The sequence below is a fragment of the Acinetobacter sp. YH12241 genome, from assembly GCF_013417535.1.
Classification (GTDB): domain Bacteria; phylum Pseudomonadota; class Gammaproteobacteria; order Pseudomonadales; family Moraxellaceae; genus Acinetobacter.
Genome location: NZ_VPDQ01000011.1, coordinates 40,998 through 64,460 on the forward strand (window position 1 = coordinate 40,998; position 23,463 = coordinate 64,460).

A 23,463-nucleotide genomic window follows, 5' to 3' on the forward strand; every position below is an offset into this window, starting at 1 on the left:
ACGCTGTGTTCTACAAGCGGGTAGGGAGAGCAAAAGCAGCTTTGTTATAATGCGGCCCAGATGTGACTTTTTTATTTTTCCCCGTTCTTTTTTAGGGCTAGGATTTTTTGGGTATTGATATGCTTAAGTGGATTATTTTGGCCATCTTTGTCATCTCAGCGTTATATATTCAGCGACGTGGCACAGTTCGGCATTCTTTTTATCGCCAGTTTTTTGACCATTCGACTCTGTTTGCACCGATCAATTTTCTGATGTACGCCTTTTCACGCGTACCGAATCAGCCTTATATCGATACGCAGCATTTTAAAGACCTAAAAGTGCTGGATGAAAACTGGGAAATGATTCGTGACGAAGCACAGGCACTCTATCAGAAAGGCGGGATCAAGGCTTCGAGCAAATATGATGACCTGGGGTTTAACTCATTTTTTAAGACTGGCTGGAAACGCTTCTATTTAAAATGGTATGACTCGGCGCATCCCTCTGCAGCAGAACTCTGCCCAAAAACTACCGCCTTGCTCAAAACTTTGCCTACCATTAAAGCGGCCATGTTTACCGAGCTGGCACCCGATAGCCGTTTGGTCCGTCATCGTGACCCTTATGCCGGTTCATTGCGTTATCACTTGGGCTTAATGACCCCGAATGATGACCGCTGCTTTATCGATGTCGATGGTCAGCGTTATTCCTGGCGCGACGGCGAGAGCGTGGTATTTGATGAAACCTATATTCATTATGCCGAAAACAAGACTGACCAGAACCGGATCATTTTCTTTGCTGATGTCGAGCGACCTTTAAAAACCCGCTGGATGGAACGCTTCAATCACTGGTTTGGTAAAAAAGTGATGACAGCAGCCAGTTCACCGAATGAGGTTGGGGATCAGACTGGTGGCTTAAACAAAGTCTTTGGTTATGTCTATCAACTCCGGGTAAAAGCCAAAGCTTTAAAAGCACAGAACCGCCAGCTGTACTATTTCCTGAAATGGTTCCTGATGCTGGGTATTTTCTTCCTGATCTTTATTCGTCCTTATCTGTTTGCCTAAGCTGCAACATAAAAAATAAAGCGCCCACATGGGCGTTTTTTATTACTTGCAGAGATTCACCACATCATTCTGATTTTGTGTAAGATAAAACAAAATAGGGGGAAGATGATGCGTGTATTTCGTTCCAAAAAAGACTGGTGGCTGCTGGTATTTTTGATCTGTATGAGCGGTTTGTTATTGCAATTATTACTGACCATGCAGGCCAAAGGGACGATGGCTCAATATCCGGTGCATACCGCAGTCTATATACTCACAATCCTCTTGGTCTGGTGGCCGGTTTGGAGTACCCGTTATATCGTGCAGGATGGGCAGTTGATTATCAAAAGCTTGTGGCTGACCTGGCAAATTCCGCTTGGTTCGATTCAGAATATCCAGCCTACAGATCACTCAGAAATTGCACCTGCTTTGTCTTTCAAGCGTTTAAAAGTTAGCTATATGCTGGCAGATCAACAAAAGTATGTCCTGATTTCACCTAAAGACCCGGATGCATTGATTCAGGCGATTCAAGCACATCAAACAGTTTAATTGGAATCGGAGGCTTGAGGCTGAACTAGCAATTGACCATTAATGCAGTCCAGATGGAGTTGCAGTTGTTCTGGATGGTTCAGGAAATAAATCGCTAAGATGGGTTCCAGTTCAGTCCGTATTTTTCGGCCCAGATGACGGGCGCCATAACGGATGTCATGACCCTGATAAAAATGGGCCTTGGCTGCATCAGTGAGGTGAATCTGTCGTTTCTGATGTTGCAGACGTTGATTTAATTTATCCAGCTCAATCTCAACCAGTCGTGGCAGGGCATCATTTTGGACAGCCTGATAGTGCAAGATACGGTCAATCCGGTTTAAAAATTCAGGATCGAACTTGCGCTGCATGACTTTTTCAATAATCTGCTGGGTCGGTACTTTTTTCAGACATAGTTGCTGCATTTTTTGCGGCAGATAGCTGAGCTTTTCCAGATATTGTTGCGCGGCTTGTGCACCGACATTACTGGTCATAAAAATCATGCAATTACGAAAATCGATGGTTTTGGTACCAGCAGTCAACGTCAGTCGACCAGTATCCAGTACATTCATCAGACCACGAATCACTTCAGTACTGGCTTTTTCCAGTTCATCAAACAGCATGATGCCGGGACGGGTATGGCTTCCGGCAATAGCGGTTTCATCAAACAGGCTATGGCCTTCTTTAGAGCCCACATAACCCGGAGGCGCGCCAGTCAGGGCAGCTGCATAATGTTCCTGCGCCAAAGTATTCATATCAATCCGGCAGAAAGCATCAGGACGGCCATAAATTGCTTCGGCAATCAGACGCACGGTCTCGGTTTTGCCGACACCGGTCGGGCCAAGCATTAAGGTAACCGAAAGCGGACGTTCAGGACTGGAAAAGTCAGCCTTGACCACATGTAGCATTTTTTCAATTTCATTTAAGGCGGCATCCTGACCGATGATCCGTTCCCGTAGCAACTGCATCACAGCCAGAGGTTCAAAATGAAAACGCGGTTTCCCAATTAAACGGTCACGCTCAGACTGGCTATGGCTAGAAGTGGCAGGTTGCACAACATGAATACCGGATTGGGAACTTGTCATCTTGGATCATCTCGAGATTGAACCTGTCGAGCATAGCAAAGTTAGTTCAGGCGACTTATAGCTTTTAGCAATCAGACCATATTGGGTTGCTTATAAATACGGCGGTCTGGGCATAACCTGTTTCACTTTCGATGACAGTTCGGGTGAATTTTGTGTCATCGCTTGAAAATGACACATTAAACATCACATATATCTGCATATTGCAGGTGAAAAATAGGTTTTAGGTGAACGAGAACGCACGCCCTCATATTGAAAAAATCTTGGCCAATATGACCACCTTACCCGGGGTCTACCGGATGTATGGCAAAGATGGCGAACTCTTATATGTGGGAAAAGCCAAGAACCTGAAAAATCGGGTATCTAGTTATTTTGTCAAAACCCTTGATCATCCCAAGACTCAAGCTTTGGTGGCACGGATTTATGACATTCAGACCTTGGTGGTGCGTTCAGAAACTGAAGCTTTATTGCTAGAGCAAAACCTGATCAAGCTGCATCGTCCACCGTATAACATCATGCTGCGTGATGACAAATCCTATGTCTATATTTTTGTCTCTGCAGACAAGCCCTATCCGCGGATTGCCAGCGGTCGTGGCAAGGGCAAACATCAGGTCGGCAAGTTCTTTGGACCTTATCCGAGTGCTTACAATGCCCGCGATACTTTGGTTATTCTGCAAAAATTATTCAATGTACGTTCTTGTGAGAATGGTTTCTTTGCCAATCGTACTCGACCTTGTTTGCAATATCAGATCAAGCGCTGTTCCGGCCCTTGTGTCGGCCTGATTGCACCTGAGGATTATCAGGAAGATGTCAATAATTCGATTCGCTTCCTGCAAGGCGATACCAAAGAGTTGAATCAGGAACTGATTGCCAAGATGGAAGCAGCCGCAGAAAATCTGGAATTTGAAAAGGCGGTATTTTATCGTGACCGGATGGCATTACTGCGTGATGTACAGGCCCAGCAGGCGATTTATAAAGTCAAAGGTGAGGCAGATATTCTGGCGATTGCCTACCAGGCAGGAGTAACTTGTGTGCAGATCATGCATGTGCGTAATGGCAAGATGCTCGGCGGTAAAGGCTATTTTCCGGATATGCTGAGTGACGATCTGGGACAAATGCTCTCGGATTTTATTGCCAACTTCTACTTCCAGGTTGCCGATGAAATTCCTTCTGAACTGATCGTAAATATTGAAATGCCAGATCGGAAGGAGCTGGAAGCCGCACTTTCTCAACATTTTGACAAGAAAATTCAGATCAAATCCAAAGTTCGGGAAACCCGTGCCGAATGGCTGGAACTTGCACAGATGAATGTGCAACATGCCATTCAGGGCAAGCTGGCCAATCACTTTGAGCTGAATGAACGTTTCCATCAGTTAGAGGAGGTCGTAGGACGGCCGGTAGATCGGATTGAGTGTTTCGATATCTCGCATACCATGGGTGAAGATACGGTTGCTTCTTGCGTAGTCTTTGATAGTGGAGGCGCGCGCAAACGCGATTATCGCCAGTTTTCTATCAATGATATTCAGGCGGGTGATGACTATGCCGCGATGCGTCAGGCCTTAACCCGTCGTTATAAAAAAGCCATGCTGCCAGATTTGCTGCTGATTGACGGTGGTAAAGGGCAATTGCATATGGCGATGGAAGTCATGCAGGAACTTGGGCTGGATGCCTTTATGGTCGGTGTGTCTAAAGGCGAAGGGCGTAAGCCGGGTCTGGAAACCCTGCATTTTACCGATGGCAGCAAGATCCAGCTTCCAGAAGATCATAAGGCCCTGCATCTGATCCAGCAGGTACGTGATGAAGCTCACCGTTTTGCCATTACCCGCCATCGGGCCAAACGCGATAAAAAACGGGGTTCATCCGTATTGGAAGTGATCCCAGGATTAGGGCCGAAGCGCCGTCGTGATTTATTGACCCATTTTGGTGGGATTCAGGGTGTGCTTAAAGCTTCAGAAAAAGATCTGCAACTGGTACCGGGTCTGGGTTCGGTCATGGCCCGGATGATTTATAAAGTTCTGCATGAGTAATCGTTTTATATCAATTACAAGTGCAAAAATGCACATTGACCTTCGAGTCAAAGGTCATTTCTATTCATAGATTTTTCCAGCAATATATCGGTTCATCAGACAAAGTTGAAGGATCGATATGTCTTTGCAAACACTGTACGCACAAATTGCGCAGCAAGAATGGATTGAAATGCCGCCAGGCTGGGGACAAGGAAGAACCATCTACGGTGGACTTGCAGCTGCAGTCATGATGCAAAAAGCCGTGGTAATAATCAATGATCCTACTAAACGTTTGCTGAGTACCAGTGTGACTTTTGTTGGCCCGGTACAGGAAGGCAAAGCACGCCTAACTGCGGAAATTCTGCGTGAAGGCAAATCGGTCACTACCATCGAAGTGCGTCTATGGCAGGATGAGGCTGTTCAGAGCATTCTGATTGCCAGTTTCGGCGTAGCGCGCGATTCTAGCATTCAGGTACATCAGGAAATCCAGGCTCCGGATTATGCTCCTCCTGAAACCCTGTTCCAGATTCCTGCACAGTTCAAGCTTCCAAAGTGTTTTGATCATTTTGAACTCAGATGGGCGGATTTGAATCTGCCGTGCAGTTCAAGTGTACGTCCTGATTTTGAAGGCTGGTGCCGCTTCCATCCAGATCAACATTCTGACCGTGAATTTCAGTTAGCTGACCTGATTGCCATTTTTGACATCTGGCCACCTGGGGTGTTACCGATGTTTCAAACACTGGCCCCAGCGAGCAGCCTGACCTGGACTGTAACCTATGTGCATCCAGTGCAGCATCAGCTACATGATTGGTTTAAGTATAAAGTGATTACCGACCATGCGGCTGACGGTTATTCAACAGAACATGCCTATCTGTGGGATGTAGAAAATCGGCTGATTGCGATGGCCAGACAGACAGTGACGGTGTTTGCCTAGTGACACTTCAAGTCAATTCGTATAAAGTGAAGCGTATTAATGATGGATTAAACCTCGAAAAAAGTGTGCATTTTCATCGTACATGAGGGGAACAATTGGCGGTGTCTATGACTACAGGTCGTATCCTGAATATTCCAAATATCTTGACCTTGGCTCGTATTATCCTGATTCCGGTTTTTTTATTGGTCGCATATTGGCCACCGGCAATGGGATTTAATGAAACCAGTCCTGATGTGACGCGGCATATTATCTTAACGACAATTTTTGTAGTGGCTGCAGTCACTGACTGGTTTGATGGTTATCTGGCGCGTACTCTGAATCAGACGTCTGCTTTTGGTCGTTTTTTGGATCCAGTTGCAGACAAGTTGATGGTCGCTGCTGCGCTTATTGTCTTAGTGCAATGGCAACCTTCGATCTCGATGGCTTTTGCAGCGATTGTGATTATTTCACGGGAAATTACAGTTTCAGCTTTACGTGAATGGATGGCTGAACTCGGTGCGCGTACCAGTGTGGCGGTGTCGACAGTGGGTAAATACAAAACCGCGTTCCAGATGATCGCAATTACGGTTTTCCTGCTGAACTGGCCACCGCTAGAAATGCTGGCTTATGCTTTGCTATATACAGCTGTGGTACTGACCTTATGGTCAATGTTTATTTATCTAAAAGCAGCCTGGCCATATCTGAAACAGCCTTAATCAATAAAAGCTCCTTAAAGGGGCTTTTTTTTATAGCTGAAATAGGAAATATAAAAATAGCAGGCAAAAAAATACCCAGCCTTTGGGGGAAGAACTGGGATGAAATCGGGGGTATTTCTCAGTTATTATTATAGTTATTCAAAGATATCTCATCTTCTTGCAGGTCATTATAGGGAGCACCTTCCACAAAATCATGTGGTTTCTTGTAGCTGAATGTTGTGTTTTGTGAGAGCAATGTATACAGAATTTACAATTGATTATTTTGATACAAATCTGATTGCTTTTCAGTAAGATAATGGCTGCTTAAATTTAAAAAACACGGTAGGAAAATGACAGGTTTTGAGCCTGTTTTTTAGGTCAATAATTTTCGATTTCATGAAAGTTAAAATAGTTTTTAGAGTGCTTTTAAGAGAAATAGAGTATCTATAGAAAAAGAATATCCGAGGAGTCTCTTGTCAGGTATTTAACTCATGATCTGATGAAGAAGTAATTTTCAAATTAAAAAGGGAATTCTTTTTATAGGTTACTTTTTTATAGCATTCGAAGTGATACCTTTCGCTTAATTTACGTAAGAGAAAAGCTTGAGCTTAAATAAAAAAAATTCCATGTAAGGAGTTTTTTTATTCTATGAACTTATAGCTGCTTGTCTTGTGTAAAAAACAAAAAGAGTAGGGCTTTAAACTAAAAGGGGAATCTTTCATAGATTTCCTTTTTGACAAGTAAAATTATGCGCTTCGCTTGTCTTGAGTAATTTTTAGAGCAGTACATAAAAAAGAATCTCCCATAACGGAGATTCTTTTTAAAGCCTACGCGCAGCATAGCTGCTTGTCTTGCGGCGTGGCGGAGCAGTGCTTTTGATATAAGAAAAGCCCCGTTTATGGAGCTTTTCAAATGTTGACCTACGCGCACCTTCGGTGCTTGTCTTGAAGAAAAATAAGGCAGCGCCTTATTTTTCTTCAGGCTTTAGACCTTCAGCTTTTTCCAATGATTCATCATTGTTAAAGAACTTCTCGCGTTGCTCTTCAAGGAACTTTTTCGCATCCGGTTCAAACACGTTTAAACGCTTTTCATTGATCAGCGTGGTCTGGTGTTTCAGCCATTCTTGCCAAGCCTGTTTAGATATCGTATCAAACAGTTCCTGACCCTTTGCACCCGGGAATGGTGCAAAGTCTAAACCTTCCATTTCTTGTTGATACTTACGGCAAAAAACTTGTCGAGACATATCAATACTCCAATTTAAAGCGAAAGCAATTAAGCGTAAAGTTTCTCTAGGCGAGCATGCGCACGTTCGATCGCAGCTTCAACCTGTGCAGGTGCAGTACCACCGATGTGATTACGTGCATTCACAGATGCTTCTAAGGTCAGGGCTTTTTCGAATACATCTGCCTGAATCAGATCAGAGAACTGTTGCAGTTGCTCAAGTGTCAGTTCAGACAGGTCTTTACCTTCCTGTACACCCAGAGCTACCGCTTTACCCACAATTTCGTGTGCATCACGGAATGCTACGCCATTTTTTACCAGATAATCTGCCAGGTCAGTGGCCGTTGAGAAGCCACGAAGTGCTGCTTCACGCATAATTTCGATGTTTGGTACAAGCGCAGGAATCATATCCGCAAATGCCATTAATGAACCACGGACGGTATCGATCGCATCAAATAATGGTTCTTTGTCTTCCTGGTTATCTTTGTTGTAAGCAAGCGGTTGACCTTTCATTAGGGTCAACAAGCTCATCAGATCACCATATACACGGCCAGTTTTACCACGGATCAGTTCAGGTACATCCGGGTTTTTCTTCTGTGGCATGATCGAAGAACCAGTACAGAAACGGTCTGGAATATTTACGAACTTGAACTGAGCCGATGTCCATAGGATCATTTCTTCAGACATACGTGACAGGTGCATCATAATTAAAGATGCCGCAGCATTGAATTCAATACCGAAATCACGGTCAGAAACAGCATCAAGTGAGTTTTCAGCAACAGCTTCAAAACCTAGAAGCTCAGCGGTATAAGCACGGTCAATCGGGTAAGTCGTACCTGCCAGAGCAGCAGAACCGAGTGGCATACGGTTAACACGTTTACGGCAATCAATCAGACGCTCAGAGTCACGTACCAGCATTTCAAACCAAGCCATTAAGTGATGACCAAAAGTCACTGGCTGTGCAGTTTGCAGATGGGTAAAACCTGGCATGATGGTATTGGTGTTTTTAGCTGCCAGACCCAGGATGCCTTTTTGCAATTTTTTCAGTAATTCCAGGATGGCATCAATTTCATCACGGACATACAGACGGATATCTGTGGCAACCTGGTCATTACGGCTACGGCCCGTATGCAATTTTTTACCGGTGATGCCGATACGCTGAGTCAGGCGCGACTCAATGTTCATATGCACATCTTCAAGGTCAATGCGCCATTCGAAGTTACCTGCTTCAATATCTGCTTTAATGGCAGTCAGACCTTCGATAATGTCATCACGTTCCTGTTCGGTCAGTACGCCAACTTTTGCCAGCATGGTTGCATGTGCAATCGAGCCTGCAATGTCTTGTTTATAAAAACGTTGGTCAAATTGAACAGATGCTGTAAATTCAGCAACAAAAGCATCAGTCGCTTCAGAGAAACGACCGCCCCACATACCCGAAGTCTGGGCTTGTGATGGATTTGAGGAATTAGAAGATGTGGTCATGTCGGCTCAATCAGATTAAAAGCAGTAGAACGAAAAAGAGTATAACAAATTCAAAGCCCGTTGCCGAAGTCCAAGTCGATCAATCTTTTACATCTCCGACCGGATCAGTGCAAAGCTCTTATTTTTTTAGCCAGATCGGCAAGCTGCACTATTTGCTGGAAATGTTTATTGGCGGCAATGTGCTGGCCATGGTCTTAGCCTTGGCAAAAGCACAGTCCTGGCAGGCACTCAATCTGGCAGATCTGCTTCAATATATGCTGTATATCAACTGGATACTGTTATGTTTTGCAGCGCTAGTCGAGCTTTTTCATCAGCACTTTCAACGTATGGGGATTAAGCTGGCATTAATCTGCGGATTTTTGCTATTACAGGCGGTTGTTTTGGTGACTACGACCAGTCTGAATGTGCTGACTTATTTTGGCAGCAATTTGAATTTTCAGGGACTGAGTCTGGCAGTCGCACTGGATCAGGTCGGCCTACATCTGAGTTTTGGTATCCTGTTAGGCATGTTCTGTTTTCGCTATCTGTATTTGCGTGAACAATGGGCGCAGCAGCAGCACAGTGAATTAAATGCACGGATTCAGGCCATGCAGGCCAGGATTCATCCGCATTTTCTGTTTAATAGTCTCAATAGCGTGATTAGCCTGATCAGTATTGACCCGGACAAAGCCGAACAAATGTTGCTGAATTTGTCCCGTTTATTTCGGGCCAGTTTTCAGGAATTGAAACTGGTCAAGTTGCAGGAAGAAATTGAACTCTGCCAGCGCTATCTGGAGATTGAACAGATTCGTCTGGGAGAGCGTTTACAGGTCGAATGGAAATTAGAAAACAAAGACTTATACTCACAAGTCCAAATTCCATTATTGACTTTACAACCCCTAGTGGAAAATAGTATTTTCCATGGAGTTGAAAAAATTTTGACAAAGAGTACCATAAGCATATTGATTGAAATCTTGCAAAATCAAATTAATATCATCATAACAAACCCCTATACGCAGGATAATAAAACATTAAAAAAGGGACATGGTATTGCAATTGAAAATGTCAGACAGCGTCTGGAAGCTTATTACGGACCTACGATGACGTTTCAAACTTTCGCCGGTGGAGGGGTGTTTACCACGGTTGTGCAATATCGCTATAAATAAAAAGAAATCAAGGAAATCACAGTTAACTTATAATCAAATGAATAATGTTGACTGGATTAAGGAGGAGAAATGGACGTCCTGATTTGTGACGATGAGCCTTTGGCTGTCGAGCGACTATCACGTTTAGTCTCTCAACTGGGGCATGATGTGGTTGCAACAGCTACGCATGGTCGTCAAGCAATTGATCTGGCTCACCAGCATGAACCTGATGTCATCTTATTAGATATTCAAATGCCTGAAATGGATGGTTTGACCTGTGCGCAGCATTTGCGTCAGCTCGACCCGATGCCGGCTATTGTCTTTTGTACGGCCTATGACCAACACGCGCTGGATGCATTCAAGTCTAATGCAGACGGCTACCTGCTTAAACCGGTGATGCAACAGGAATTGGCACAGGTTTTAGAGCATCTAATTAAACTTACCCAAGCTCAAATGAGCCAACTAAAACAAAAAGAAAATATGGAAGAAATCAATATCAGCCGCCATCAAATTGCGGCAAAGACCTATCGCGGGGTCGAATTGGTGCCAGTTGAAAATATCTATTATTTTCTGGCGGATCAAAAATATGTGACCGTACGCCATAAAAACGGCAGTGTCCTGATTGATGAAACCCTGAAGGAGTTGGAACAGGAGTTTGGACATCAGTTCATCAGGATTCACCGTAATGCACTGGTTTCGGTTCACTATCTGGAAGGCTTGGAAGTGGTGAGTTCCGGCCAGTATCAGGTGCGTTGTCGTGAACTGGAAGAGCGTCTGGCGGTCAGTCGGCGTCATTTGCCATTCTTGCGGGAACGGATTCAGAAACTCTAAACGGATCAATGAGTTCGTCTGGACCAGTATTGAAACTTGTATAAATTCGCTTGCATTTTCAAGTGAGCAGGTTAAGTTTAGACTATTGTTCTCATTGACTGTTTATTGAAATTTATGAAGACCCTAAAAATTGCTACTCGACAAAGTCCACTTGCGCTCTGGCAGGCGGAACATATCCGTGCACGCTTACAGGACCTGCATGCTGGACTTCAGGTCGAGTTAGTCACTTTTGTTACACAGGGTGATAAAATTCTTGATACGCCATTGGCTAAAATTGGCGGTAAGGGCTTATTTGTAAAAGAATTAGAAGCAGCCTTACTAGATGGTCGTGCTGATCTGGCAGTCCATTCAATGAAAGATGTGCCAATGGCTTTGCCTGAAGGCTTATCTTTGGCAGTCATCTGTGAACGTGAAGATCCACTGGATGCTTTTGTCTCAAATACTTATGCCAGTTTTGACGAATTGCCTCAAGGTGCCAAAGTTGGAACTTCCAGCTTGCGCCGTAAAACCCAGATTTTAAAACAGCGTCCGGACCTTGAGATTATCGATTTACGCGGTAATGTGGGTACACGCTTATCCAAACTGGATGCAGGTCAGTATGATGCAATCATCCTGGCCAGTGCCGGTTTAAAACGCTTGGGCCTTGCAGATCGTATTCGTCATAGTATTGTGCCTGAAGTAAGTTTACCCGCAGTAGGACAGGGTGCACTGGGCCTGGAATGCCGGAGTGGAGATCAAGCGGTATTAGATTTAATCCAGCCTCTGTTACATGTAGAAACTGATGCCTGTGTCCGTGCCGAACGTGCCTTTAATGCCTATCTGGAAGGTGGCTGTCAGGTGCCAATCGCAGGCTATGCCACTTTAAATGAAGGTGTCATTTCGATTGAAGGCCGGGTCGGTAGCGTAGATGGCGCAACTTTGCTACGCGCACAGCAAAGTGGAACCATGGCAGATGCAGAACAATTGGGCGTGCAGCTGGCTAAAGATCTGCTAGATCAGGGCGCAGGCGAGTTACTGAAAGCCCTTTATTCAAAATAATGTTGTTCATTAATACCCGTCCGAGTGATCGTGCTGCAAATTTAACGCAAGCCCTACAGACAGCGCAGATTCCGGTGATAGAGTTGCCCTTGCTAGAACTGGTACAGCAGCCTTATACGGATGAGCTGGCCAGTTTATTTAGGCAGCTACCCCAAGCAAAACTGATTGTCGTAGTGAGTCCGACCGCTGCCCAAATTGGCATGCAATATTTGCAGCAGGCAGGCCTATCATTGCATGATCTTGGAAGTGTCCAGTGGGTCGCTGTGGGTAAAGCTACCGAGCGGGCTTTAGCAAGCTACGGTATCCAGAGTTATGTGCCTGATGTGGAGACTTCGGAAGGGATGCTGCAATTGCCTGTGCTACAGCAATTAGCTACCGGATCAACTGTCGCCTTTTGGCGAGGTGAAGGTGGGCGTCAATTTATGATGCAGCATTTAAAGGATCAGCAAATTCATATATTGAATTTCATTTTATATGATCGTCAGTGTCCGCCAGTGACTTCCGAGATATTAGCTAAACATTTGACGAGCCTTGAAGCTAATCCCCGTTATGCAGTCTTGGTCAGCAGTGAAGCGAGCTGGCTTAACTGGCTAGCCTTGATGCAGCCGTATCCGCATCTCATTAATCGGGCATTGTATTTGGTTTTGGGGCCGCGTTTGGCTGCCATGCTTGGGGAATATCAACAGCAACATCAGGCTGGTTTTCAATTCGCTCAGTTAGAGGACTTAAGCGGATCGACGATTTTGCAGCAGCTACTGATGTACTAGGAAACGCATGAAAAAATTATTTATTGTTTTTTTCATCTTGAGCTTGGCGTGGATTGCCAAGCTGAGCTATGACCTGTTTGGCTTAAATTCAGCACAGACTGAATTGACCCAGAATTTGAAGCAACTGCAACAGCAGAATGCCAATCTGAATGATCAGATGGTGGCCTTAAAACGTCAAGTTGCTACGGGCCAAGCGTTAAGCCCTGAAACACCGAACAAGGGGACAGTTCAGGATACTCCTAGGGCTGATTTGCAGGATGATCTGCCTTTGGTCGAGCAATATCTGGATCTGGTTGAGTTTGCCTTGCAGCAGCAACAATATGCAATGGCGATGGAAAAGTTGAATCAATTATCCAATCAGCTTGAACATCTAGAACTGGCACCTGCTCTTCTGGGTAGCCTGAATCAGGCGATTGACAAGGATCGGGAAGTCCTTAAGCAGTTCATCAACAATCGTTTAGTACAACAGAATAAATTAAAAGAATTACTGCAACAGATTGATATTGAGATGGAAAAGGAAATCCAGATGCAGCATCAGAATCGCGCTACAGCCCAAAGCTCATTTTGGCAGCGCTGGATTCAGATTGAATCAGTCGAGAAACCGAGTGCAGTCTTAATGCAGCGTAATCTGGTCTTAAAAGAAGCTCAGCTGCGTTTACTGATTGCAGAAAATAGTGCGCAACAAGGACAGCAGGTAGCTTTCCAGCAAGCCCTGAAAAGTGTGATCGAGGTATTGGCTCAACTTCCGGATGCGCAAAGCAAACAATGGATTCAACGACTGGAGCAAATTAAGGCAGCACCTCAAACGCCTACTCCTCAGCTCAATACGCGTACCCTGATCGGTTAATTGCTTATGAAACAGATTTTACTTGCTTATTTACTGGTTGGTTTGCTGGGCTTAGCGATCTTGAGCGTACTGAGCTATGGTTATGGTGCGGGCTATGTCTATCTGTATTGGCGCGGACTACAAATCCAGACCACTTTCTGGTTCCTGGTGGGCCTACTCATCGCAATCAGCTTCCTGATGCATATGCTGTGGTATGCGACCAAGCGTTATCTCAGCTTTAAACGGCGTAAACATGAAACGGTATTCAGCTTTGCCCGCTTGCATCCTTATGAGCAGTTAGCTGTGGTTTGGTTATTAAATGCTGCACAAGATCAACGGGATTTTATCCAGCAGTCTTTTAATCAGTCGGGATTGCTCAAGTATATTATTGATGCTCGATTATCCTGGGGACAGCAACAATATAGCGAAGCATTGAGTAGTTTAAATCAGTCCAATCCTATGGCATTTGAACTGGCAGAATTACAGCGGATTGAAATCTATTTATCGCAGCAGGATGGTCAGCAGGCATTAACTCACCTAGAATTTTTAAATCAACATGAGTTATCTCCCTGGTTAAGACGAGTCAAAACCGCTTATGAGCAGCGTTTAAATGCTTTATGGGGGCAATTTGCCTTACAGTTTCCCTGGTTATATTTACGTTCAACCAAATATGGGCATTTAGACCAAGAAGTAAAAAAAATATGGCTGCAGCAATTATTAATAGCTTATGATCAAGCTACTGAAGATGATTTGGAATATTTAAAACAACGTTTTCTGGATTTAAAACAGGACATATTTAATCGTGACTATGAAGTCAAGCTATTATGGTTGAAGCTATTATTTAGAATGCCGGAAATGAGCGTTGAGCATGAAAGCCTTGCTAAACATTTACTGGAACTCCAATTTAATCAGGATGTATTTTATTTATGGTTCCAGCAGCAGTTATTAAAGCAGTTTCCAGGTTATGCAGATATTGAGCAACAGATCTCAGTTTGGGATGCAAAATATACTGCACTGCCAATATTAAGTTTTGCCAAATGGCATATTCTACAGGCGACTGGCCGGGTAGAAGAAGCTCAGCAATTGCTGGATCTCTATCCAGATGACATCCGCATGAGCTATTTGAGAATTAAATCTGTATTGCAGGGAAGAGAGGATTTAATACAGCAGTTAAATGCCGTATTTGAATCGAATGTTAATTTTATTGAAATCAGAATTTGAGGAAATAATGTCAGAATTACAACAATATCCGGTGATTTATTCGCAAACTGTTGCATGGGGAGACATGGATGCGTTTGGGCATGTTAATAATGCCATGTATTATCGTTATATAGAAAGTGCCCGTTTGGCTTATTTGGGTAAATTAAATATTTTTGATGAAGATATTTTAACAGTAGTGGCTTCAAATCAATGCCGTTATTTAAAACCTGTGGTTTATCCAGATCAATTAAAAGTGGCGGCACGAATTGATGAAATTCGGAATAGTGCAGTCAGAATGCATTATTTATTATGGAGTGAACAGCAGCAAAGTATCGTAGCTACTTCCGAAGCAGTAATTGTATGTTTAAATAAAAATATGCAGAAAACTGAAATACCTGAACATATTCGAGAAAAAATAAAATCGCTAGAATTAACTGTACAACATGAAATTTAATATTAGAGTTTTTATCTCTAATTTAATGATTAATTTTGTAATGGCCCTTAAGTTTATTGTTATACATTTAAAATTTTATATTGAATATTACACTTAATATAAATATGATGGGTTCGTTATTTATTAAAAGAAATAATGCTATTTATTGGAGAACATGATGCCAGACATTACAAATTTATCAGTTGAAGAGTTAAAACGTTTACAAGCAGAAGCTGAGTCTTTAATTGCTTTGAAAAAAGATCAGGAAATTGAAGATGCTTATCATCAGGTATTGGATATTGCCGACAAAGTAGGCTTAACGATTGAACAGCTTCTTGAATTTGGTGCTTCTAAACGTAAAAAAACTGCACGTAAGTCTGTAGAGCCACGTTATCGCAGTAAAAGCAATCCGGAAGACACCTGGACTGGTCGCGGTAAACAGCCACGCTGGTTAGTTGCTGAATTAGAGAAAGGCGCAAAACTGGAAGATTTCGTGATCTAATCCTTCTGCCGCATTATTCATCATCAGGCTGTTATGCATACGGCCTGTGATTGATCAGCCAAGCACATCCTGCTTGGTTTTTTTATGCCTATGAATTGGCGTCAGAGAAAAAGTGTGCATAATGTGATTATAAAATGACAAAACTATAAATTTAGGGGTTTCGATTGAATAGGTTGGTCGTGGCGGGATGAGCAATAAGCCGAAAACATTAAAATGGTTGATATTTGCAATTCTAGCCTTTTTTGTCTTTGTAATTCTGCAAGTTCCTGCAGCTTGGTTAATTTCAAAATTTTATAAAAATAATCAGGTCTTACATAATGTAAGCGGGAATATCTGGCAGGGAAGTGCGGACTGGAAAAAAGGTAATCTTCGGGGAAGTCTGAACTGGCAGGTTCGTCCTTTGGACCTGTTGTTGCTGAGATTAGGGGCAAATATTGATCTGCATAGCGGTAATACCCAGTTTTCGGGTGTGATGGGCTATGGTTTGAATAAAACTTTAACCGTTAAAAATCTTGAGGGACAGCTTGCACCTGAAACTTTAAAGAAGATTGCTGACTGGCAATGGCCTACCAACCCGATTCAGTTTAAAGAACTCGATTTTAAATATAAAAAAGAGCAAGGCTTTAGTCATGTAGACGGTCAGATGCAATGGAGTGGTGGTGAACTGATTTACACGTTTGCCCAGCGTCAGGAGCGTATGAATGTACCGGTTCTAAGTGGTCAGTTATCTGATGAGAATGGACAGCTGCTGCTGGACGTACGTGATAATCGTGATCAACGTATGTTGAATATTAAACTGGATCCAAGCCTGATGCTGGATATTCAGCTGACACAGCGCTTTTTACTCAATGCTCCTTCTTATACCGGTAAAGCTGGACTGGATACTTATGTGATTAGTACCCGTCAGCCTTTGATGGGGGGCTTCAACTGATGGCAAGCCCACTCGATTATTTTAAAAATATTGATCTGAAACAGACGGAGCGTGTTGCTCCAATTTTATTATTCCTGCTGATTCTGTATTTATGCTGGAAATTGGCCGCCTTATTCTGGCTTCTGGTGGCTCCGCCACAAGCGATGCAGATTGATCAGGTAGAACTGGGGTCACAACAGGCTCAAGTGCCGAACATTAGTGCCTTTTCACTATTTCAGGAAAATACTTACGCAGCGAACACTGCTGAAACTGCCAATATTGTCTTGCAGGGGGTTGTGGTGGCGATCCCAAGCTATAACTCTTCAGCAGTCTTGAAAATTAATGACCAGTCTGACCGTTATCGGGTCGGAGAAGTATTGGGGAATAGCGGTTTTACACTGGCTGAAGTGTATTGGGACCGGGTGATTCTGCGTAAATCAAGCGGTGCTACCCAAGAAATCCTGTTTAAAGGGCTGGAAAATGGTTTAAACCAGCCAATCGTGCCGGATACCTCAGCAGCATCTGCAAATTCAATGCCTCCGCTGCATACGGAAAGTGGTATGCCTGAACAACCTTCACCACAGAGTGAAATCAATCGGGCCATCCAGCAGATGCAGGAAAATAAGGACCAGTACTTACAGAATATGGGGGTAAGTGCAGCAGATGGTGGTTATGAAGTCACTTCCCGGACACCGGCTGCACTGCGTAATCGCTTGGGATTAAGACCGGGAGACCGGATTTTGTCTTTGAATGGTCAGACTCTGTCACAGGGACAAACCGAAGCACAGTTACTGGAACAGGCTCGACGTGAAGGTCAGGTAAAACTCGAAATAAAACGTGGTGATCAGGTGATGACCATACAACAAGATTTGAAGTGATGTGTCATCACGCATAGGGTTAGGAAACACAAAAGTTTATGGCTTTATTTAATAATAATCGATCAGCATGGGCATTCTGTGTGGCCGTACCATTGGTTGCTATGGTCAGTACGGCAAGTTATGCGCAAACCTGGAAAATCAATCTCCGGGATGCAGACTTAACCGCATTCATTAATGAAGTGGCGGATATTACCGGTAAAAATTTTGCGGTAGACCCACGGGTTCGAGGCAATGTCACGGTCATTTCCAACAAACCACTGAATAAAAATGAAGTTTATGACCTGTTTTTAGGCGTCTTGAATGTCAATGGTGTAGTGGCCATCCCTTCAGGAAATACCATCAAGCTGGTACCAGACAGCAATGTTAAAAGCTCCGGGATTCCCTATGATGCTCGTCATCGTGCGACCGGTGACCAGATTGTCACTCGCGTGATCTGGCTGGAAAATACCAATCCAAATGACCTGATTCCAGCCCTGCGTCCGTTAATGCCACAGTTTGCCCATTTGGCTGCCGTTCCGGGCACCAATGCATTGATTGTGTCGGACCGGGCGACCAATATCTATCAGCTGGAAACCATCATCCGTAATCTGGATGGCACAGGTCAGAATGATATTGAAGCCATTAGTCTACAGTCTAGTCAGGCTGAAGAAATGATTGAGCTGATTGATTCAATGGCAGCAACAGGTGCAGCTAAAGATCTGCGTGGTTCACGGGTGCGGGTCATAGCAGATGTGCGTACCAACCGGATTCTGATTAAAGGGGATCCAGCAACGCGCAAGCGTATTCGTCAGATTATTGAAACGCTGGATGTGCCTGCAGCAGACCGTCTGGGTGGTTTAAAAGTCTTTCGTTTGAAATATGCCAGTGCCAAGAATCTTTCGGAAATTTTGCAGGGGTTAGTGACAGGGCAGGCAGTCAATACTGGTTTGGATAATTCTTCTTCCAGCTCATCTTCTTATAATTCGACTAATAACCTGAATAACAATAATACCACTAGCTCAAATAGCTCAGGTGCATCCAATATTCAGCTCAATACTGGCATGAAAACCGAGCAAGGCGGGATCAGCAGCTTTAATGCCAATGGCGTCAGCATCATTGCAGATGCCACGCAAAATTCATTGGTGGTCAAGGCTGACCCGCAACTGATGCGTGAAATTGAATCTGCGATTGATCAGTTGGATGTGCGCCGTCAACAGGTTCTGATTGAAGCTGCAATTATTGAAGTAGAAGGAACAGATGCAGATCAGCTAGGTGTGCAATGGGCTTTGGGTGATATCAGCAGCGGAATTGGCTTAATTAACTTCGATAAGTTTGGTACTAGTCTGAGAAATATTGCGGCGGGCTATCTCGCAGGTGGTGGCTTAGGTGCTGCAAGTACTGTGGGTGCGGGTAGTTCCATTGTGATTGGAGATTTTCAGGAAGGCAGTGATGGTTCACGTCGCCTGTATGGTGCGATGATTCAGGCATTGAAAGAAACCACCAAGTCTAACCTGTTATCTACGCCGTCGATTGTGACCATGGATAATGAGGAAGCTTATATTGTCGTGGGTGAAAATGTGCCCTTTGTGACCGGTTCGGTTTCGACCAGTGGCTCAGGCGTGGCTAATCCTTATACCACCATTGAGCGTAAAGATGTCGGCGTAACCTTAAAAGTCGTACCGCACATTGGTGAAGATGGTACGGTACGTCTGGAAGTTGAACAGGAAGTCTCTGCGGTCAATCGAGATCGTGGACAAGCACAGGATTTGGTGACCAGCAAGCGTGCAATTAAAACTTCGATTCTGGCTGAACATGGGCAAACCATCGTACTCGGTGGCTTAATCTCGGATAATACTACGTATGGACGTCAGGCTGTTCCAGGTCTGGGAGCGATTCCAGGTATAGGACGCTTATTTCGCGCTGAAGGTAAGTCTAATCAGAAACGTAACTTATTGATCTTTATCCATCCAACGATTGTGGGGGATAAAAATGAAGTGCGTAAACTGACGCAGCAACGTTATGGTCAACTCTATAGCCTGCAATTGGCACTCGATTCAGACGGTAATTTTGCCAAGCTGCCGGAAAGTGTTGAAGATGTGTATCAGCAGCGTATTCCAGTTTCCAAGACACCACTGACGAATTCGACCTACCAGAATGTCCCAAGTGCCCCAGTACCAACGCCGTCAGCTACAGCAGTAGCTACACCGGTAGCAATTGAGCCGGGGATTCAGCGACAAGTGGTACAGCAGCCAGTCCAGCAGGTTGAAAAAAGTAGAAATACCGTTACAACAACCACACTTAGACCCAAAAGCTAGACCATTCGCATTTGCATACAGCATGTTATGATAATGTCAAAGAAAATAGAGAAGTAGATTTCATGACTTGGAAAATACAGGCAATTACCGATGACTTGACCGGACAGGAAATAGCAATCGACCGTGACATGCTGGTAGGGCGTCATCAGGCGGCTGATATTGTGCTGCAGGCTGCGGAAATCTCGCGTAAGCATGCTGCTTTTCTGCTGAAAAACGATGCACTATGGGTACAGGATCTAGGCTCATCTAATGGCACTTTCGTGAATGACTTGCGTATTGAGCAGGAAACGCGATTAAAACAAGACGATGTAGTCCAGTTTGCCACCTTGAAATTTCTGGTTCTTGAACCTGTAGCGCCTGTTGAAGTGGCGCCAGAAGTTGAAGAAACAGCAGAGCAAGTGGTTGAAGAAATCGAAACGGTTGAGAAAACTCCTGCCCAGCAGATGAATGAGCAGGGCATTCCAGAATTGAAAGAGCGTGATGCTTCAGTCAACTTGACCCGTGATGGTATGCCGACCAATGTCGGTATTCCAAAACCTGCGCCTATTGCTGAAGGGGTAGACCTGAGCTCGGTTAAGCCAGAACCCGCACCGATTCCGGTGGAACAGCCTGTTTCTCGTGTAGAGCAGGAAAAAGAAGCACAGAAAAATGCATCTATTGGACTGATTTCACTAATCGTTCTGATTATTTTGGCGATTATCGCTTGGGTGTTGTTTAAATAAGCCCATGATTGGTTACAATCGAGGCATGCATCACGCATGCCTTTTTTATGGCTGCAAATAAAGAAAATGAGGGGCAGGATGTCAATTGCACAACTGGAACAACGTAAGCTGATTTTATTCGATCTGGATGGTACCTTGGTGGATTCAGCCCATGATTTGTATCGGGCCATGAATATGAGCCTGAATGTCTTGCAGCTACCACTGGTGACTGAGGAGCAGGTACGGGTGTGGATCGGTAAAGGAACGTCCAAGTTCTGTGAAAGCGTACTCCAGCATTTGGTGGGAGAAGTATTACCTGCCCAGCATCAGGAATTACTTGCGACGTTCCTGGAAATTTATAATGCCGATCCTTGTGTAGATACCAAGCCATTTGACGGAATTATCGAGTTTCTGGAATGGGGTAAGGCTAACGATAAAAAACTGATCTGTGTGACCAATAAACCAGAAGAACCGGCACGCAGTATTCTGGATATTCTGGAAATGGCGAAATACTTTGATGACACCATTGGTGGTGATCGCTTTGCCGAGCGTAAGCCAGATCCGCGTCAGTTGTTGCATTGTGTGGAGCATTATGGCGTGACCAAAGAGCAGGTACTGATGATCGGGGACTCAGTCAATGACATCGAAGCTGCGCGCCGTGCGGGTATAGATTGTATTGTAGTCAGCTATGGCTATAATCATGGTGAAAATATAGCAGACTGTGATCCTCAAGAAATTGTTGATGATCTACGTGAGTTGCTTGCTTAAATAGGGTACGAAGGAAATAAGATGAATAGTTGTAAGGTTTTTCGATGGCGTCGCTCAGTTCAATTCCATTTTCATACTGAGTAACCCTAATTTAAAGAGAAAAACCGAATGACAACTTCAGCTCAATTCCAGCAACTTGCATCTCAAGGCTACAACCTGATTCCAGTATACCGTCAGCGTCTGGCTGATACCGATACTCCTTTATCTATCTTTGCCCGTCTAAAACAGCACCAACAGGCTTATCTGTTCGAATCTGTGGAAGGGGGAGAAAACTGGGCGCGCTATTCAATTATCGGCCTGGGTGAATCGACTGTATTCTCCTGTAATGCGGGTGAACTGACTGTTCAGCATCCAGATGGCTCTATTGAAAAACAGCACTGTGCCGATCCATTCCAGTATATCCGTGACTTTCAGGCACAGTTTAAAGTACCGACCCAGGCAGAACTTCCAGCCTTACCAAGCTTTACCGGTGGTCTTGTCGGTTACTTTGGTTATGACTCAGTACGTTATATCGAACCTAAGCTAAAAAATGTGCCTGAAGCTGATCCGGTAGGCTTGCCAGATATCTGGATGATGCTGTCCAAAACCGTCATCGTATTCGATAATCTGAAAGATACCCTGTTCCTGATTGTCCATGCCGATGCAGCGGATCAGGCAGCTTATGAGAAAGCGCAGCAGCAGCTGGATGAGCTGGAAAATATTCTGGCAACACCAGTGAGCCTGAAAGCAGAAAAACATACAGCACCGCACTTTGAGTCTTTAACTGGACATGACAACTTTATTGCCTCTATTGAAAAGGTAAAAGAGTACATTCGTGCCGGAGATGTGATGCAGGTCGTGCCGGGTCATCGTATGGTTTCTGATTTCGATGGTGAGCCTTTACAGGTCTATCGCGCATTACGTCATCTTAATCCATCACCTTACCTGTTCCTCGTGCAAGGGCAGACCCTAGAAAATAATACGCCGTTCCATATTGTGGGTTCTTCACCGGAAATTCTGTCACGTCTGGAAAATGGCATTGCGACTGTTCGTCCACTGGCGGGTACGCGTCCACGTGGCAAGACCAAAGAAGAAGATCTGGCACTGGAAAAAGATTTGCTGTCTGATGAAAAAGAAATTGCCGAGCACTTAATGCTGATTGACCTGGGCCGAAATGATGTCGGTCGAGTATCCAAAATCGGTAAAGTACAAGTCACTGATCAAATGGTGATCGAACGTTACTCGCATGTGATGCACATTGTGTCGAATGTACAAGGTGAAGTGCGTGATGATGTCGATGCACTGGATGTTTTTAAGGCAACTTTCCCGGCTGGAACACTTTCTGGTGCACCAAAAATCCGTGCTATGGAAATTATTGACGAAGTTGAGCCTGTGAAACGCGGAATTTTTGGCGGCGCTGTTGGTTATTTAGGCTGGCATGGCGAAATGGACATGTCGATCGCGATTCGTACCTGCGTGATTCGTGAAAATAAGGTCTATGTTCAGGCCGGAGCAGGGCTGGTTGCGGACTCAAATCCTGAGTCAGAATGGAATGAAACCCAAATAAAAGCTCGCGCAGTGATCAAAGCGGTTGAATTATCATCAAACGGATTGATTTTGTGAGTTTTTGGCGTTTTTTTTGAAAAAAACACTTGCATGGATTCTGAGTTTTGCTAAACTGCACACCGTTCCGATACGAAACGTACGAAACACTAAGAAACGCCGGCATAGCTCAGTTGGTAGAGCAACTGACTTGTAATCAGTAGGTCCACAGTTCGAATCCGTGTGCCGGCACCATCTTAGGGAGTTTGGAGTGCGAAGTAAAGAACGACACTGATGTAAGTGTAAAAATGGTGAGGTTCCCGAGCGGTCAAAGGGGGCGGACTGTAACTCCGCTACGAAAGTTTCGAAGGTTCGAATCCTTCCCTCACCACCAATTTTAAGACTTCAAAGTGGTAAGTACCAACATCGTGCGGGAGTAGCTCAGTTGGTAGAGCGGCAGCCTTCCAAGCTGCATGTCGCGAGTTCGATCCTCGTCTCCCGCTCCATTGTTTGAAGTGCTAATATTTGCTCTTATAGCTCAGTGGTAGAGCACTCCCTTGGTAAGGGAGAGGTCTCGAGTTCAAATCTCGATAAGAGCTCCAGATTACAGTTTGGCAACGTGGTTGCAAAAATATTTCAAAAGCAGGCTATTTAGTCTGCTTTTCAAGTATTTGGTGTTTGGTTTTTTTTAAACGATATGTCGGAGCTGGGTTTTACTCAGAATTGTGTTCGA

At 44.3% G+C, this 23,463-nt stretch carries 22 protein-coding genes and 4 tRNA genes; 23 read left to right on the forward strand and 3 right to left on the reverse strand.

Translation table 11 applies throughout. The annotated features are described in order from the left end of the window. The first annotated feature begins 119 nt into the window (after positions 1-119). Positions 120-1,037 carry a lipid A hydroxylase LpxO gene (gene lpxO / locus FTV18_RS08385; RefSeq protein ID WP_166136817.1) on the forward strand — a complete coding sequence of 306 codons (918 nt, stop codon included), beginning with the start codon at positions 120-122 and terminating at the stop codon, positions 1,035-1,037. A gap of 108 nt (positions 1,038-1,145) precedes the next feature. Then, positions 1,146-1,562 (forward strand): PH domain-containing protein, encoded by a 417-nt coding sequence (locus FTV18_RS08390; protein ID WP_180017539.1) that lies wholly within the window; start codon positions 1,146-1,148, stop codon positions 1,560-1,562. Here FTV18_RS08390 and FTV18_RS08395 read toward each other — a convergent pair. Further along, positions 1,559-2,623 carry an AAA family ATPase gene (locus FTV18_RS08395; protein WP_180017510.1) on the reverse strand — a complete coding sequence of 355 codons (1,065 nt, stop codon included), beginning with the start codon at positions 2,621-2,623 and terminating at the stop codon, positions 1,559-1,561. The two genes, FTV18_RS08390 and FTV18_RS08395, sit on opposite strands and share 4 nt — an antisense overlap. Positions 2,624-2,847: 224 nt before the next feature. Between FTV18_RS08395 and uvrC the strand changes: the two genes are divergently transcribed. The 3 genes from uvrC (at position 2,848) to pgsA (ending at position 6,255) form a co-directional block, all read left to right on the forward strand. After that, on the forward strand, positions 2,848-4,647 hold the full coding sequence (uvrC, locus tag FTV18_RS08400; protein ID WP_180017508.1) for an excinuclease ABC subunit UvrC: 1,800 nt from the start codon (positions 2,848-2,850) through the stop codon (positions 4,645-4,647). 118 nt (positions 4,648-4,765) lie between these two features. Further along, entirely contained in the window at positions 4,766-5,560 is a 795-nt protein-coding gene (locus tag FTV18_RS08405) for a thioesterase family protein (protein WP_180017506.1), read from the forward strand. Between the two features lie 107 nt (positions 5,561-5,667). After that, entirely contained in the window at positions 5,668-6,255 is a 588-nt protein-coding gene (pgsA, locus tag FTV18_RS08410) for a CDP-diacylglycerol--glycerol-3-phosphate 3-phosphatidyltransferase (protein ID WP_004781631.1), read from the forward strand. 946 nt (positions 6,256-7,201) lie between these two features. On the opposite strand, the gene FTV18_RS08415 is transcribed toward pgsA, so the two are convergent. After that, positions 7,202-7,477, reverse strand: a complete 276-nt coding sequence (locus FTV18_RS08415) for an oxidative damage protection protein (RefSeq protein WP_004781637.1) — start codon at positions 7,475-7,477, stop codon at positions 7,202-7,204. A gap of 29 nt (positions 7,478-7,506) precedes the next feature. Continuing rightward, a complete protein-coding gene (argH, locus tag FTV18_RS08420; protein WP_051065353.1) occupies positions 7,507-8,937 on the reverse strand; it encodes an argininosuccinate lyase in 1,431 nt (476 codons plus the stop codon). On the opposite strand from argH, the gene FTV18_RS08425 reads away from it, so the two are divergent. From FTV18_RS08425 to FTV18_RS08510, 18 genes are all read left to right on the forward strand, one after another. Beyond that, entirely contained in the window at positions 8,928-10,082 is a 1,155-nt protein-coding gene (locus tag FTV18_RS08425) for a sensor histidine kinase (protein WP_180017504.1), read from the forward strand. The two genes, argH and FTV18_RS08425, sit on opposite strands and share 10 nt — an antisense overlap. Positions 10,083-10,151: 69 nt before the next feature. After that, complete coding sequence (locus tag FTV18_RS08430; protein WP_005232557.1) at positions 10,152-10,892, forward strand: LytTR family DNA-binding domain-containing protein; 741 nt, start codon at positions 10,152-10,154, stop codon at positions 10,890-10,892. Positions 10,893-11,006: 114 nt separating this feature from the next. After that, the gene (hemC, locus tag FTV18_RS08435) at positions 11,007-11,930 is read left to right on the forward strand and encodes a hydroxymethylbilane synthase (protein WP_159123732.1); all 924 of its coding nucleotides are present in this window, start codon (positions 11,007-11,009) and stop codon (positions 11,928-11,930) included. Continuing rightward, complete coding sequence (locus FTV18_RS08440) at positions 11,930-12,697, forward strand: uroporphyrinogen-III synthase (RefSeq protein WP_180017501.1); 768 nt, start codon at positions 11,930-11,932, stop codon at positions 12,695-12,697. The genes hemC and FTV18_RS08440 overlap by 1 nt, the downstream gene beginning before the upstream one ends. Positions 12,698-12,704: 7 nt before the next feature. Next, positions 12,705-13,544: a hypothetical protein gene (locus tag FTV18_RS08445; protein ID WP_180017499.1), complete on the forward strand. Its 840-nt coding sequence runs from the start codon at positions 12,705-12,707 to the stop codon at positions 13,542-13,544. Positions 13,545-13,550: 6 nt separating this feature from the next. After that, a complete protein-coding gene (locus FTV18_RS08450; protein WP_180017498.1) occupies positions 13,551-14,744 on the forward strand; it encodes a heme biosynthesis protein HemY in 1,194 nt (397 codons plus the stop codon). Between the two features lie 7 nt (positions 14,745-14,751). Then, positions 14,752-15,177, forward strand: coding sequence for a thioesterase family protein (locus tag FTV18_RS08455; protein WP_004781650.1), 426 nt, complete (start codon positions 14,752-14,754; stop codon positions 15,175-15,177). A gap of 154 nt (positions 15,178-15,331) precedes the next feature. Then, on the forward strand, positions 15,332-15,658 hold the full coding sequence (locus tag FTV18_RS08460) for an H-NS family nucleoid-associated regulatory protein (RefSeq protein ID WP_079281036.1): 327 nt from the start codon (positions 15,332-15,334) through the stop codon (positions 15,656-15,658). 187 nt (positions 15,659-15,845) lie between these two features. Next, positions 15,846-16,589 carry a type II secretion system protein N gene (gene gspN / locus FTV18_RS08465; protein WP_004781653.1) on the forward strand — a complete coding sequence of 248 codons (744 nt, stop codon included), beginning with the start codon at positions 15,846-15,848 and terminating at the stop codon, positions 16,587-16,589. Then, entirely contained in the window at positions 16,589-17,446 is an 858-nt protein-coding gene (locus FTV18_RS08470) for a type II secretion system protein N (protein WP_180017496.1), read from the forward strand. Before gspN ends, FTV18_RS08470 begins: the two co-directional genes overlap by 1 nt. 38 nt (positions 17,447-17,484) lie before the next feature. After that, on the forward strand, positions 17,485-19,740 hold the full coding sequence (gene gspD / locus FTV18_RS08475; RefSeq protein ID WP_180017494.1) for a type II secretion system secretin GspD: 2,256 nt from the start codon (positions 17,485-17,487) through the stop codon (positions 19,738-19,740). Between the two features lie 62 nt (positions 19,741-19,802). Then, on the forward strand, positions 19,803-20,462 hold the full coding sequence (locus tag FTV18_RS08480; protein ID WP_179991964.1) for an FHA domain-containing protein: 660 nt from the start codon (positions 19,803-19,805) through the stop codon (positions 20,460-20,462). Between the two features lie 78 nt (positions 20,463-20,540). Then, positions 20,541-21,209 carry a phosphoglycolate phosphatase gene (gene gph / locus FTV18_RS08485; RefSeq protein ID WP_180017492.1) on the forward strand — a complete coding sequence of 223 codons (669 nt, stop codon included), beginning with the start codon at positions 20,541-20,543 and terminating at the stop codon, positions 21,207-21,209. 108 nt (positions 21,210-21,317) lie between these two features. After that, a complete protein-coding gene (gene trpE, locus FTV18_RS08490; protein ID WP_179991966.1) occupies positions 21,318-22,811 on the forward strand; it encodes an anthranilate synthase component I in 1,494 nt (497 codons plus the stop codon). A gap of 98 nt (positions 22,812-22,909) precedes the next feature. Continuing rightward, a tRNA-Thr gene (locus tag FTV18_RS08495) sits at positions 22,910-22,985 on the forward strand. 55 nt (positions 22,986-23,040) lie between these two features. Then, positions 23,041-23,124: transfer RNA gene (locus FTV18_RS08500), tRNA-Tyr, on the forward strand. Between the two features lie 36 nt (positions 23,125-23,160). After that, positions 23,161-23,236: transfer RNA gene (locus tag FTV18_RS08505), tRNA-Gly, on the forward strand. 21 nt (positions 23,237-23,257) lie between these two features. Beyond that, a tRNA-Thr gene (locus FTV18_RS08510) sits at positions 23,258-23,332 on the forward strand. Positions 23,333-23,463 lie beyond the last annotated feature (131 nt).